Here is a 13,004-nt window from a genome sequence, read left to right as displayed (position 1 = left end):
TGCGTGGGACGTTTTTCGACATCTTCCGTTTTCATCAGGTTTTATTTCCTTCTCCTGAATGTGTGGTATGCAGAATTATAGTCGCTACTGGTCGACATAATCCTTCAACACGGTTGAGAGCCACTCCATAAACAGATGTACGCGTCGCGAAAGGTTGCGCCGGTGCGGGTAGATCAGCGAAACCGGCATCGGTTCGGCGCGATATTGCGGCAAGATCTCCACCAGCTTTCCGTTGCGTAACGCCTCGCGCACGCCGACGCGCGGCACCTGAATAATGCCCAGCCCTGCCACGCAGGCAGCGTGGTATGTTTCGGTACTATTGACGGTGAGAATACCGCCGGTTTTCACCCAGCGCGTCTGCTTATCCAGCCACACTTCAAAGCCCTGCGGGCGCGCCCCGAGGTTGACGGCGTAATGTACCAGCGCGTGGGAGGAGAGATCCTCCAGCGACTCCGGGTAGCCAAAACGCGCCAGATAATCGGGGCTGGCGCAGTTGATCATCGACAGCCTGCCAAGCTGGCGGGCAATCAGGCCAGAATCTTTCAACGTGCCAACGCGCACCACACAATCAAACCCTTCGCGGATCACATCCACCAGCCGATCGCTGCTGCTCAGTTCCAGCTCGATGCCGGGGTAGTGCTGCAAAAAATCGGGCAGCCGCGGAATCACTAAATTTTTCGCCACCGCGACCGGCATATCCACCCGCAAACGCCCGCTGATACTTGAGGGATCGTGCAGGAACATCCCGTCCAGCTCCTCAATATTCGCCAACAGATCTTTCGCCCGCTCGTAATAGACCATGCCATCTTGCGTCAGCTGCACGCGGCGCGTGGTGCGGTGCAACAACTGCGTGCCAAGCTCCGTTTCCAGCGCCTGAATCTGGCGCGACACGCTTCCTTTTGGTAACCCCATCGACTCCGCCGCGTTAGAGAAGCTGGAAAGCTCCGCGACGCGGACAAAAAGCTGCATTGCGTAAATTTTATCCATCACTGTGCACTATTGTTGTTATTTATGAAACAGTAAAGCGTAATTTAGCACCTTTATTGTTTACCGTGCAGCCAATAAGCTTTTTGTTGTGCAGGTTATCAACAACAAAGGGGTTTATATGACACAACCAATCGCAATCGTAACGGGTGGCAGTCGCGGGCTGGGTAAAAACGCGGTATTGAAACTGGCAGCGAGCGGAATCGGCATCATCCTGACCTACAACACCAACCAGGCTGAAGCGCAAAAAGTCGTGGATGAGATTGAGCGAAAAGGGAGTAAGGCGACAGCATTAGCGCTGAATGTCGGCGATATCAGCCAATTTGATGATTTTGTCTCTCAGGTGCAGGAGCGGCTGCAAACGGTATGGCAGCGCGATAGCGTCGACTATTTAGTGAACAATGCCGGAACCGGCATTCAGGCCGCTTTTGCCGAGACGCGCGAAGCGCAGTTTGATGAGATGGTCAACATCCACTTTAAAGGCCCCTTCTTCCTGACGCAGAAGCTGCTGCCGCTGATAAAAAACGGCGGGCGCATTCTGAATGTCTCCACCGGGCTAACGCGCTTTTGCCAGCCGGGACGCGCCAGCTATGCGGCGGTGAAAGGGGCAATGGAAGTGCTGACCCGCTACCAGGCAAAAGAGCTGGGCGAGCGCGGTATTGCGGTAAATATCATCGCACCAGGCGCGATTGCCACCGATTTTAGCGGCGGCGTGGTGCGGGACAACGAGCAGGTTCACCACTATATCGCTTCGCAGACGGCGCTCGGGCGGGTTGGGCAGCCGGATGATATTGGCGATGCGATTGCTGCCTTGCTGAGCGATAAGCTGGCATGGATGACGGCGCAGCGGGTGGAGGTCTCTGGCGGGATGTTCCTGTAATGCGCATAACGCCCGGCAGCGTTAAGGCTACCGGGCGGCCACTTATTCCACCTGGAAGTGCGTGACTTTAACGCGCACGGGCTTCTGCTTTTTATCCAGCGAGCCGCTGATGCCCACCAGATCGTCCGGTGAGAAGGATTTACCTTCAAACACCGCCATCGGAATTTGCACCTGGATATGGCCCGTTTTATCGCGGAACTGATAGAGATCGTTCCCCTCTTTCTTCAGCAAATTGCCACGCAGCGAGACGGACGCGCCGTCATGCAGGCTCTTCGCCTGTTTAACGTTCATGCTGCGCGCATCTTCAATGCCCCGGTAACCGTCATCCATTTTATGTGGCGGCGGCGGGGCTTTATCCGCTTTCAGGCCGGGTGCCTCATCTGCAAATGCTGACATCGAAAAGAGAGCTGCTAAGCAGGCGGAAAGCACGATTTTTTTCATAACTTCTCCTGATTGTTACCAGTACACGACTTTAAGCCTGGCAGAGAGCGGGCAACTGTACAGGCGATTTATCTGTTTTCCTGGTCTTATAAAAAAAGCGGCCGCCCTTAAAAAAATAAATATCGTGAATATTTGGGGCTGTTTTTATTATTCTGAAACAGGTATCACTGATAATCAGCCGCCGCTGAGCTATCTTTTAGCGACTAATAACTAAAGAAAAAATCACCCGCTGACCGGGTCAGCGCAATATGTCTTAAGTTGTACTTAAGGGAAAATAATGACAACTCCTGCCCCTGTTAATACAGGTGAACAGTTTGAAAAATGCATCGCTATTATTCGCCAGGCTTCTGTCGAAATTTTGCTGCTGCTCAATGTGCATTTTGATGAAGGAAAAGATCCGCGCTGGTTTCTGGAACAGCTTGATGTTGCGCGCCTCAGTTTGGGTGGCTGGGGAGCGGTGGCGAAAAGACTCAAGCTTAACGATGCGGAGTTAACGCAGTTCACGTTGCAGCTTCGTCATTTGCAACAGCTGGTGCCACGCTATGAAAACGGGCAGAGCGTCACGGAAAACCAGCTTATCGCCGCGCTGCGCTTTATCGCCGCGCTGGAGAACCTGCGTAAAAAGCAGAAGCTGCTGACTTACAGCACCGCGCTCGGCCCTAACGATCCGCTCCAGCAGCAGAGCGGGCTGCAACACCTGCGCGCGATGGAGATGATGATGAAAGGGCTGGTGATGCAGGCGTGGCCCGATGCGGAGCATCTGCGCAATCACCTGAAAACACAGTTTGGTGCCGATCGCGTGCGCCGCTGGCTGCGCCTCGGCGACCGCAATGATGTGTTAAGCGGCATGCTGTTTAGCGAGCTGGCGCTGCTGCTGGTGGATAAAAAAGAGTATGGTCAGCGCTACGCCAGCCTGTTTAACGATGCGTCCGGTCTGAGCCTGTTTGTCGAACCGCGTAAAACTCTGCAAACCCTGTTAGATGATGTGCGCGAGATCCGCGCCAGCGTTATCGCCGGCAATGCGCTGAGTTCTAACCAGTTAGCGATGCTCGAGGGCTACTATCCGCAGATCGCCGGGCCAGTACAGCGCGCCTTTGATGAGGGGCGCGGCAAAATTAACCCCGCCGCGTTACTGAAAGAGGCGGCAGGTGAGCTGGATGCCTACTGGGAGCAGGCGCGCAAAAAGGATCGCGCCGCGGGCGGCGATACGCAGCCGATTCGCGACAGTATTGATAAACCGGCGACCCGCCAGGTGCGCAGCCGCGAAGAGCGTGAACAGATGGTCTCTGGCGTGCTGTGGGGCGCGGTGGGCGTCGTCGCTTTGGTGATTGCGATTGGCGCTTTCTGGCTCTTTATGGGCGGCGTCTCTGCGCCGGTGGCGCGTCAGACTAATATTACGGTGCCCATTGCCGAAGAGCGTCAGAAACCGTCGGCGAAAGAGGAGCTCAGCTCAATGGGGCTACCGCGGGATGAGAACAACTTCCGCTCGGCTATCGACCGCAACGATACCCGCGTGGTGTCGCTCTTCCTGCGTACCGGGATGAACTGGAAACTCTCCTGGACTGAACATGCGGTGATTTCGGACTACAACGATGTGCTCGATCTGCTGCTGCGCTACCGGTTACAGATGGATGAGAAGCGTCCGTGCCGACGTTTTATTACCACCCTGACCCATGAGATGGTGGCGAACAATAAGCCGCTCACCTCCATCACCAAAAATTATCTGCAGGCGTTTTGCACCACCAAACCGGTGGTCGATCGCCAGCGTTATGAGATGGAGCAGGCGCAGCTGCGTTATGACGCCAGTCCGAACGATGAGAACCGTAAATGGGCAGAGACGCACACCGCCATTTATAACGCCATTGATTGAGTAAAGGCTGGAAGGTTTACGTAATCCCATGAGCCGCCATCAGGCATGGTTTGCCGGATGGCGCTGGCGCTTATCCGGCCTACAGGTTCGCAGGGAGAGGTTTTGTAGGCCTGATAAGGCGTGAGCCGCCATCAGGCATGGTTTTGCCGGATGGCGCTGGCGCTTATCCGGCCTACAGGTTCGCAGGGAGCGGTTTTGTAGGCCTGATAAGGCGTAAGCCGCCATCAGGCATGGGTTTGCCGGATGGCGCTGGCGCTTATCCGGCCTACAGGTTCGCAGGGAGAGATTTTGTAGGCCTGAGAAGGCGTAAGCCGCCATCATGAGTGATTTGCCGGATGGCGCTGGCACTTATCAGGCCTACGGATGTGCAGCGTTATTGTTCTTGCGGCTTGTCGTCCGGTTCGTCCACTTTGGGCTCGCCGTAGAGGCCAATCAAGCGGCGTACTACGCCGTTGGTCCAGCCGAAACCATCCTGCAACGGATACTCACCGCCGCCACCTTCGCGCGGCGTGCTGCTGGCGATATGGTACTTCTCAATCAGCTTATGGTGCTGATGATAGAAAACATTCACCGTCTTCAGCCAGCTGCGGGCAATCTGATCGCCCAGCTCATCGTTGCCGTAGAGCTTAAAGCCCTGGATCGCCATCCACTGTAGCGGTGCCCAGCCGTTGGGTTTATCCCACTGCTCGGCGGTTTCATACTCCGTTGTCAGGATCCCGCCCGGTGTCAGCAGACGGTTGGTGACCGCTTCCGCCAGCCGTTCAGCCTGCTCGTGAGTCGCCATGCCGACATAGAGCGGCACAATGCTCGCAGCAGAGAAGAGCGCCATCTCCTCGCGACGCCAGTCGTAGTCGCGGAAGCAGCCGCTTTCGTCATCCCACAGATAGCGGTTGATGGCCGCACGGCGGTCGCTCGCTTTCTGGCGGAACAGCGCTTCACGCTCGCGGTCGCCTTTCAGCCCGGAGATGTTGGCAATGGCGCTCTCGAGCTTAAACATAAACGCGTTCAGATCGATCGGGATGAACTGCGTGGTGCGAATGCTCGCCAGACGGTGCGCATCGCGCAGCCAGCGAGAGGAGTAATCCCAGCCGGAGGCCGCGCCAGCGCGCAGGTCGCGATACACCTCATTCGGCGGACGGCCAGAGTGACGCGCGGTCTCTACGTCTTCAATCCACGATTCATCGCGCGGCGTATCGCGGTCATCCCAGTAACGGTTAAGCAGCGAGCCGTCCGGCATACGCACCACGTGGCGGTAAGCCTGGTTCAGCACCAGCGACTCCGCGCCATCCATCCAGAAGTCATATTCCATCAGCAGATGGTCGAGATAGCGCCGCGCACCGCGCACGCCATCCTCCTCAAACAGTTCGACCATCAGCGCAAAGACCGGCGGCTGCGAACGGCTTAAGTAGTAGGTGCGGTTGCCGTTAGGGATATGTCCGTAACGCTCAATCATCCACGCGAAGTTATCGGCCATACAGCGCAGGAGGTCGTCGCGCCCGCTCTCTGCCAGCCCCAGCATGGTGAAGTAGGAGTCCCAGTAATAGGTCTCACGGAAACGCCCGCCTGGCACGATATAGGATTGCGGCAGCGCCAGCAGGGAGGACCACGGAATATGGTCTTGTGGCTCGCGGGTTAGAATCGGCCACAGCTGGTCGATATGCTCTTTCAGCGAGTTTTCCGGGTTGGAGACATACTCTTTGGCGTAGTTTTCCGGCATCCAGAAGTGCGCCTTCACGAACTGGCGTAAGTTGAATTCCGGTTTGCGTTTAATTTTGCGATAGCGAATCAGGATATCGAGCGGATCCATCTTCGGCGCACAGTCAGGGAAGGTTTTGCTGTCGGCGAAGATGCGCGATGATTGCACATGCTCAAACAGTTCCAGATAACGATCGGCAGGCGTGAGCGCATCAGATGCGGGCATCCCCTCAATCATCTCCGGTTCCGGTTCCGCCTCGATCATTTCATCCAGTTTTAACTCGCACGGATCGGTGTCGTAGGTTTCATCTTCGAATACCCATTCCATTAATTCTGCGCTTTGTAGTTTCTGGTTGAACATAGTGACGTTGGCCTCCGGATGTCGTCGTAAAAAACTACGGGTGTTGCCCGGCTATCTATAAAGCTTAGACATTCGCTTCGATCTCTGGTGATCAAAGTGTGCGGATGATCACGTTTTGAAATCGGCCTTACAGCAGCTAAAAATCCACAACTGGCTGATAAAGCACGAATAAGTCACTTATTCCTGTGCTTTAAGTAGTGGTAAATTTCGGAGCATTCGTTTTGCAACGATTTGTGAATTAACCCGGTATTACGCAGTTGACCACCGCAGAACAGGGTCCTTCATTTTATCGCTGGGGAAAGAAATCAGAATACGCTCTTATTACGTTAGAGCAATGTTGCAATACCCGCCATACGGCGCGAAATAAAGAGTGGAGACTCCCGGCGACAGAGGCCGCCGGGAAGGGTGTTAGCGGGGGATTTGCTGCGTGATGCAGTGGATGTTACCGCCGCCGAGCAGGATCTCGCGAGCCGGCACGCCGGTGATGATGAAATCCGGAAACATCTCAGCAAACAGTGCCTGCGCCGCGCCATCGGTCGCCGGGTCCAGCAGCGGGAAAATGATCTGCTGGTTGCTGACCAGGTAGTTAACGTAGGAGCCCGCCAGGCGGTTGCCTTCGTGACGCTCAATCGCCGTACCTTTCTCAACATCGCATGTCTCTTCCGCGCTGGCGTAAAGCGGCTGCGGAGAGGGCACTTTCCACACTTTCAGGCGACGACCCTGCGCATCTTCCACGCTTTGCAGCACGTCAAGCGCTGCCATGGAGCGGGCATACTGCGGATCTTTTTCATCGTCGGTCCAGTGCAGAGCCACTTCGCCCGGGCGCACAAAGCAGCATATGTTATCGATATGACCATCGGTCTCATCGTTAAACACGCCGTCCGGCAGCCAGATGATCTGCGATACGCCAAGATAGTCGCGCAGCTGCTGCTCAATCTGCGCTTTGCTCAGGTTCGGGTTGCGGTTGGCGTTAAGCAGACACTCCGCGGTGGTCAGCAGGGTACCTTCGCCATCAACGTGAATCGAGCCGCCTTCCAGCACCAGGTCCGTGTGGTAGCACGGCATCTGGTGGTAGTTTGCTACCTGCTCAGCCACTAACTGATCGCGATCCCAGCTGGCGTAGAGACCGCCGTTAAGGCCGCCCCATGCGTTAAATGTCCAGCTAATACCGCGTTTTTCGCCGGCAGCGTTAGTTACGACCGTCGGGCCGGTATCACGCATCCAGGCATCGTCGCTCTCCATCTCCACCAGCGTGACGTCGGCGGGCATCGTTGCCCGCGCTTTCGCCATTTCCGTTGCCGGCACGCCCATAATGACCGGCGTGGTACGGGAGATCGCTTTTGCCACTGCAGAGAAAGCCTGCTGCGCGGGTGCGGCGTCGGCACGCCAGTTATCCGTACGGTAGGGCCAAATCATCCACACGGCCTGATGTGGCGCCCACTCGGCGGGCATGCTGAATCCGTCTTTTACCGGCATGGTCAGCTGTGACATTACTTGCTCCTTACGCTGCCATCAGACGTTGCCAGCGCGGTGTACATGTTCGGACGGCGGTCGCGGAACAGGCCCCAGGAGGCGCGCTGTGCGGCAATCGCATCGAGATCGAACGTGTGCACCAGCACGGCTTCGCTGGTTTTATTTGCCTGCTCAACCAGCTCACCGGTCTGATCGGCAATGAAAGAGGAGCCGTAGAAGGTCATTTCCAGGCCTTCAATATATTTGCTGGCTTCGGTACCGATACGGTTAGAGGCGATAACCGGCACAACGTTCGCGGCAGCGTGACCCTGTTGGACGCGGGTCCAGTGCGGCTGGCTGTCGATATCCGGGTAAGCCGGTTCTGAACCGATAGCGGTCGGGTAGAAAATCAGTTCCGCGCCCTGCAAAGCCAGGCAGCGAGCCGTTTCCGGGAACCACTGATCCCAGCAGATGCCGACGCCGATCTTCGCATAGCGGGTGTTCCACACTTTGAAGCCGGTATCACCCGGGATGAAGAACTGTTTTTCCTGGTACGCCGGGCCGTTCGGAATGTGCGTTTTACGGTAGGTGTCGAGCACGCTGCCGTCGGCATCAATCATCACCAGCGAGTTGTAGTAGGCGTTGTTGCTCTTTTCAAACAGGCTCAGCGGCAGCACCACTTCCAGCTCTTTTGCCAGGGCAGAGAAATGTTTAATCAGCGGGCTGTTGTCCACTTCCTGCGCCAGCGCATAGTGCTCCGGGCTCTGATCGATGCAGAAGTAAGGCGCGGCGAACAGCTCCTGAATCAGGATCACCTGCGCGCCCTGGCGGTGAGCTTCACGGACCAGACGCTCAGCGTTCTGTACGTTTTTCTCCAGATCCCAGGTGCATGCCATTTGGGTGGCGGCGACAGTTACATTTCTCATAAACATCTCCCGTAGGTCTCGGTTCGGTTAGTGCAAAATTTCAGCACTTATTGTGGCGCAAACTATAGCAACGATCTGCGTTATGAATAAAATGTATTGTTATCATGAAAACATGAACAGGATGCATAATAGTGGTCGATTTAAACTTGCTGCGCCTTATCCCGATTCTGGCGAAAGAGAAAAACGTCACCCGCGCGGCGCAGAAGGCGAATTTATCCCAGTCGGCCTTTAGCCACGCGCTCAACCGCCTGCGTGAACAGCTAAAAGATGAGATGTTTATTCGCACCCATAGCGGCATGGAGCCGACGCCCTATGCGGCGCGGATGATCCCGGTGATTGAGAGCGCGCTGAGTAAGCTCGATACCGCCACGCGCGGGCCAAGCCACTTCGATCCGGCGCGTGATGCGCACACCTTCTATATTGGCGCGGTCGACTATTTCGAATTTATGTTTATGCCGGTGCTCACCGCACGCTTTAAAACTATCGCGCCGAATGTGCGGCTCTCGGTGGATATTCTTTCGGAGACGATCAAGGTCGAACGTGTAGAGAACGGGCAGCTGGATGCATTTATCGGCGTCGAAAATGTGCAGCACATCCCGCACTACTTTAATAAGCACCGGCTTATCTCCGATCACTTTGTCGCCATTGCCTCGCTTGAGCGCAGCGATCTGCCGGAGCAACTGACGATGCGCCATCTGGTCAGCGAGGCGCAAATCCACCTCCCCGCCGTTAGCTCCGGCGCGGACCATATCGACAACTGGCTCTTATCGCAGCACCTCTACCGCCCGCTGGCAACAGTAGTGCAAAGCTACGCCGTCGGTGGCCGTGTGGCGGTGGCATCGGGATATTTAATGTGCGTCCCGTTTCGTATTGCCCAGGAGCTTGCAAAGATGTTGCCGCTGCGCATCATGACGCTGCCGGAAGGCGCGCCGTCGTACGATTTACTGCTGCTCTCGCACCGCCTCTATGACTACCAACCCGCCGTGCAGTGGCTGATCGATGAATTAAAAACGGTGCGGATATAGGAGGGCAGAATCTCAACGTAAGCCGCTTCCACAGCACTTCTACCAAATAGTTACTCCGTGAATGTTTAGACTCTTTCTTTTTTGGTCTCAATTTTTGGGGCTTGATTCTAAATAAATTCCGGAATAAATATGCCTGCTGGAATGCATTCCGGCGTGGCGTTATATTGGCTCGCAGGAAGAAAATAATTAATACATGGAGTTACATATGAGCAAAAAAGAGGGATCCCTTAGATTATTGACCTTAGGAGAGCTTCGGTTGGCCAGATCGGTTTTCGGTAACGCTATTCGTTATCATACTGTCTGGATACACCATGACAGCTATTTACCTTTCGGCTTGCAGTTTGATAATTATGTAATGTCACCCAACGGTGAAATCTATTTTCGCGAATGGTATCGGGATGACTTTTCGACAAAAGAGGCTGATCTACAACATCTTTTTATCCACGAAATGATGCATGTATGGCAGCGAGAGAGGGGGATGCAAGTCTTCTTACGCGGACTTTACAGCTGGCGCGCAGACTATGGCTACAGATTAGATGGACGCAAATTAGCGCAATATCCTCTTGAGCAGCAGGCTCAAATTGTCGCTGACCATTTCATACTTGAAACGTATGGGCTGCGGAAGTGGATTGAATTAAAAACCGCAGGAGTAGTAACACTGAAAAATGTTGTGCAGTATGAAGAAGAATTAAAGAGTCTCTATAAAGTTGCATTAAGAAACTTTCCCACAGGGTTATAAAAATGAAAAACTATTACGCCTTCCTCCCCTTATTATGTTTGCCTCTACTTAGCGGCTGCCCGATGGGCGACCGTGTCGATCAGCGCTATAAGCCCGCAGAAACCGCCCCGGTGATGGTAAAAAACGCTCAGGTCTGTTTCACCATTAAAGACGCTGAAGATTATCAGCCCGCCTTTATTTCCATCGCGCCGCGCACCACCCCTTATAAAGAGCGTTGGTATCAACAAGCGCCGCGGTTAGCGGTAAAAGAGGGCGAAATGTGTATTCCACCCAGCCTCTATAAATTCCCTGACAGCGGGCAATTCATTGCGACGTTTGTGCTCTCCTCGAAAGCCAAAGCGCAGACCACGGCGTTTAATACGCGTCGCTTTAACGTTGCCTTCGCGATTGACGCAGGCCATGCGAAACCTATCGCCGTTAACGACAGCGAGTTTTAACGCGTTTCACTAAACGGTTGCTGCTTTCCCGCTCGTGCCGCGCCAGGCATTCGGCATCTGCTGCGCCAGCCACTCGGCTTGCGGGCCGGGCGTTGCGCTGGCCTGCTGCACAAAGAACCCCTGCGCCTCTTCGCGTAGCGCATCCGCGGAGTGAGTCGGCGACTGCATCACCACCAGCACCCCTTGCCGATCCGCGCAGTAGTACCACTGGCACTGGGCGACGTAGCCGAGGCTGCGCTCAACCCGCATCTGGTGGAAAAAGAGCGGTTGATAGCGCTGGACAAGCGCCTGCATCTCCGCAATCTCCTCTTCAACCGGCAGGAACAGCAGCAGCGCGTTGTCCTCCTCCTGCGTATCGAGCATGAAGTGTTTGCCGGGAGCGATAAGCGGCGGCGCGTCGGTTTCGGTCTCAACAGGAAAGATAAAGGCGCTTAACAAGCGGGAGAGCGCCTGATGCAGCGCCGCGTCGCCGCCCGCCAGATGCGCTTGCCAGACCTGTTGAGTGGGCTGAGCAACAGAGGTTGTCAGTTCGCGCGGCAATTGCGCCAGCAGGCGGCGCACGGCGCTGCCCTGCATCTCGCGGGCGGTCTCCTGCGCCAGCGCAAGACGCGCCTGCACCCCGGCGTTAGCATCCTCACGCTGCAAAATCTGGGTAATTTCCGCCAGCAGGGACTGCATCAACAGCGCCTCTCCGCAGAGGTGAAGCTGCCAGATCCCCTGCTCACGCTGCACGGTCAACACGCCGCCCTGGCGAGCCGCCCATGCACTGAGTGGGCGCAGGCGCGAGGCCAGCCACCAGCCGGTTTCATCACTAAACGCCGTGGCGGGCTGTGGTCGCAGCCGCAGTGAAGCATCGCCCTCTGCCGGTTGCCACGCCAGCGGCGCAGTGGCGGAAGGGAGTGCTGGCGCGCGCAGCGGCGCAGGCGTCGGGAAGGGAGTAAACGAGATCGGTTCATCAGGTGCTGTTTGCGGGACAAAAGGGGCCAGCGTCAGGGTAAAGCCCTGACTCTCCACGGTTTCTCCGCTCACCTCAGGCGAGGCCCATAACCGGCTGGCGTTTGCCGGGGTAAGGGCTGCCAGCAAAGCAGGCCAGCCGTCGGGATCGGGCGGCAGCAGGCCAATGGCGCGCGCACGCAGCGCTTCAAGCGGCGCAAGCTGCATAAAAGCGTGCTGCGTAAAGCGGCAGAGCGCCTGACACTGCGCCTCGCTCAGGGCGCTGACGGCATCCAGCCAGCGGAAGAAGAGAGCTTCAACCTGTGCGGGGCTGACGGTAACATCGCGCAGCGTAAAAGTGAGCCGCAGCCAGAGGGTTTCGCTATTCAGGCAATCGGCCTGCAGGTTGATGGCCGTTACCAGGTTGCGCTGGCGCCAGGTCTCCATCAACCCGCCTGCGGTTTCATCCAGCAACAGGGTTTCCAGCAGACGCAGCGCGCCGCTGACGGCGGCGGGAGGGGTAAAGCTCAGCACCAGCATGGTTTCGCGCGGCTGATGCAGCGCGCAATCGCCCTGTGCAAGGGCGAGCGGCATAACGTCATCGGCCTCTCTGCCTGAGGGGGGCGGCGCGGCGCTACACCGCGCCAGCGCTTCGAGATTCTCCAGCGTTTGCGGCCCCTGTAAAAAGAGGCGCAGGTTCCCGGCGTGATAGTGCTGCTGGTGGAAAGCCTGCAATGCCTGCTGAAGCGGGGCGGCTTCGTCGCCAAAGCTTGCGTGGTTGCCGATGCGAAAACGCGCCAGCTGACCATCGCCATCCAGCATCTTTAGCAGAGCGGCTTCACGGCGTTTTTCAGCATCGTGCTGCAACAGGCGATACTCTGCGTCGATCACCGAGGCTTCTGCGAGGATCTCGCTCTCATTAAGCTGCGGTGTCACCAGCATATCGGTAAGGCGTAACAGCCCCGGCTCCAGCAGGTCAGCAGGCACCTCAAAAAAGTAGGCCGTCTGCGCCAGCCGGGTTGAGGCGTTAAGCCGCCCGCCCTGCGACGGCACCCAGCTGATTAGGCGCTGCGCCTGGGGAAAACCGAGGCTGCCACGAAACAGCATATGCTCCAGCAGATGCGCCAGCCCCGGCCAGGCCTGCGGCTCTTGCAGGCTGCCGGCATCGACGCACCATAGCGCTGCCGCCTGGCGTGCATCGGGTTGATGCACCAGGGTGACGTGCAAACCATTGTCGAGGTGGAGCTGTCGGGTCTGCATG

General features: G+C 56.6%; 11 protein-coding genes. 5 read left to right on the top strand and 6 right to left on the bottom strand.

Features of this window, described 5'->3' with window-relative positions; genetic code table 11:
• Nucleotides 1-84 precede the first annotated feature (84 nt).
• Complete coding sequence (locus tag ABIC80_RS15105) at nucleotides 85-987, bottom strand: LysR family transcriptional regulator (protein WP_200580941.1); 903 nt, start codon at nucleotides 985-987, stop codon at nucleotides 85-87.
• A gap of 118 nt (nucleotides 988-1,105) precedes the next feature.
• Here ABIC80_RS15105 and ABIC80_RS15100 point away from each other — a divergent pair, with 118 nt between their 5' ends.
• Nucleotides 1,106-1,864, top strand: coding sequence for an SDR family NAD(P)-dependent oxidoreductase (locus ABIC80_RS15100; RefSeq protein WP_429177706.1), 759 nt, complete (start codon nucleotides 1,106-1,108; stop codon nucleotides 1,862-1,864).
• A 42-nt stretch (nucleotides 1,865-1,906) separates the two neighbouring features.
• On the opposite strand, the gene ABIC80_RS15095 is transcribed toward ABIC80_RS15100, so the two are convergent.
• Nucleotides 1,907-2,305, bottom strand: a complete 399-nt coding sequence (locus ABIC80_RS15095) for a YdeI family stress tolerance OB fold protein (RefSeq protein WP_076769361.1) — start codon at nucleotides 2,303-2,305, stop codon at nucleotides 1,907-1,909.
• 277 nt (nucleotides 2,306-2,582) lie between these two features.
• On the opposite strand from ABIC80_RS15095, the gene ABIC80_RS15090 reads away from it, so the two are divergent.
• On the top strand, nucleotides 2,583-4,175 hold the full coding sequence (locus ABIC80_RS15090; RefSeq protein WP_429177704.1) for an STY4199 family HEPN domain-containing protein: 1,593 nt from the start codon (nucleotides 2,583-2,585) through the stop codon (nucleotides 4,173-4,175).
• A gap of 373 nt (nucleotides 4,176-4,548) precedes the next feature.
• Here the strand turns inward: ABIC80_RS15090 and ABIC80_RS15085 are convergent, their stop codons facing one another.
• The 3 genes from ABIC80_RS15085 to aguB form a co-directional block, all read right to left on the bottom strand.
• Entirely contained in the window at nucleotides 4,549-6,231 is a 1,683-nt protein-coding gene (locus ABIC80_RS15085) for an alpha,alpha-trehalase (RefSeq protein WP_200135014.1), read from the bottom strand.
• A gap of 408 nt (nucleotides 6,232-6,639) precedes the next feature.
• Nucleotides 6,640-7,722: an agmatine deiminase gene (gene aguA, locus ABIC80_RS15080; protein ID WP_429177702.1), complete on the bottom strand. Its 1,083-nt coding sequence runs from the start codon at nucleotides 7,720-7,722 to the stop codon at nucleotides 6,640-6,642.
• Nucleotides 7,722-8,609 (bottom strand): N-carbamoylputrescine amidase, encoded by an 888-nt coding sequence (gene aguB, locus ABIC80_RS15075; protein WP_094422496.1) that lies wholly within the window; start codon nucleotides 8,607-8,609, stop codon nucleotides 7,722-7,724. Before aguB ends, aguA begins: the two co-directional genes overlap by 1 nt.
• A 131-nt stretch (nucleotides 8,610-8,740) precedes the next feature.
• Between aguB and ABIC80_RS15070 the strand changes: the two genes are divergently transcribed.
• The 3 genes from ABIC80_RS15070 to ABIC80_RS15060 all read left to right on the top strand — a co-directional run bounded on the left by ABIC80_RS15070 (nucleotide 8,741) and on the right by ABIC80_RS15060 (nucleotide 10,810).
• Complete coding sequence (locus ABIC80_RS15070; RefSeq protein WP_023482113.1) at nucleotides 8,741-9,634, top strand: LysR family transcriptional regulator; 894 nt, start codon at nucleotides 8,741-8,743, stop codon at nucleotides 9,632-9,634.
• A gap of 205 nt (nucleotides 9,635-9,839) precedes the next feature.
• Nucleotides 9,840-10,373, top strand: a complete 534-nt coding sequence (locus tag ABIC80_RS15065; protein ID WP_225975676.1) for a type VI secretion protein — start codon at nucleotides 9,840-9,842, stop codon at nucleotides 10,371-10,373.
• 2 nt (nucleotides 10,374-10,375) lie between these two features.
• A complete protein-coding gene (locus ABIC80_RS15060) occupies nucleotides 10,376-10,810 on the top strand; it encodes a putative T6SS immunity periplasmic lipoprotein (protein ID WP_157737692.1) in 435 nt (144 codons plus the stop codon).
• A 9-nt stretch (nucleotides 10,811-10,819) separates the two neighbouring features.
• Here the strand turns inward: ABIC80_RS15060 and pqqF are convergent, their stop codons facing one another.
• Nucleotides 10,820-13,003 (bottom strand): pyrroloquinoline quinone biosynthesis protein PqqF, encoded by a 2,184-nt coding sequence (pqqF, locus tag ABIC80_RS15055; RefSeq protein WP_429177700.1) that lies wholly within the window; start codon nucleotides 13,001-13,003, stop codon nucleotides 10,820-10,822.
• Between the last annotated feature and the right edge of the window lies 1 nt (nucleotide 13,004).

It is taken from the genome of Kosakonia sp. 1610 (genome assembly GCF_050435845.1).
Taxonomy (GTDB): Bacteria; Pseudomonadota; Gammaproteobacteria; order Enterobacterales; family Enterobacteriaceae; genus Kosakonia; species Kosakonia cowanii.
This window is presented reverse-complemented; position numbering and strand designations above follow the sequence as displayed.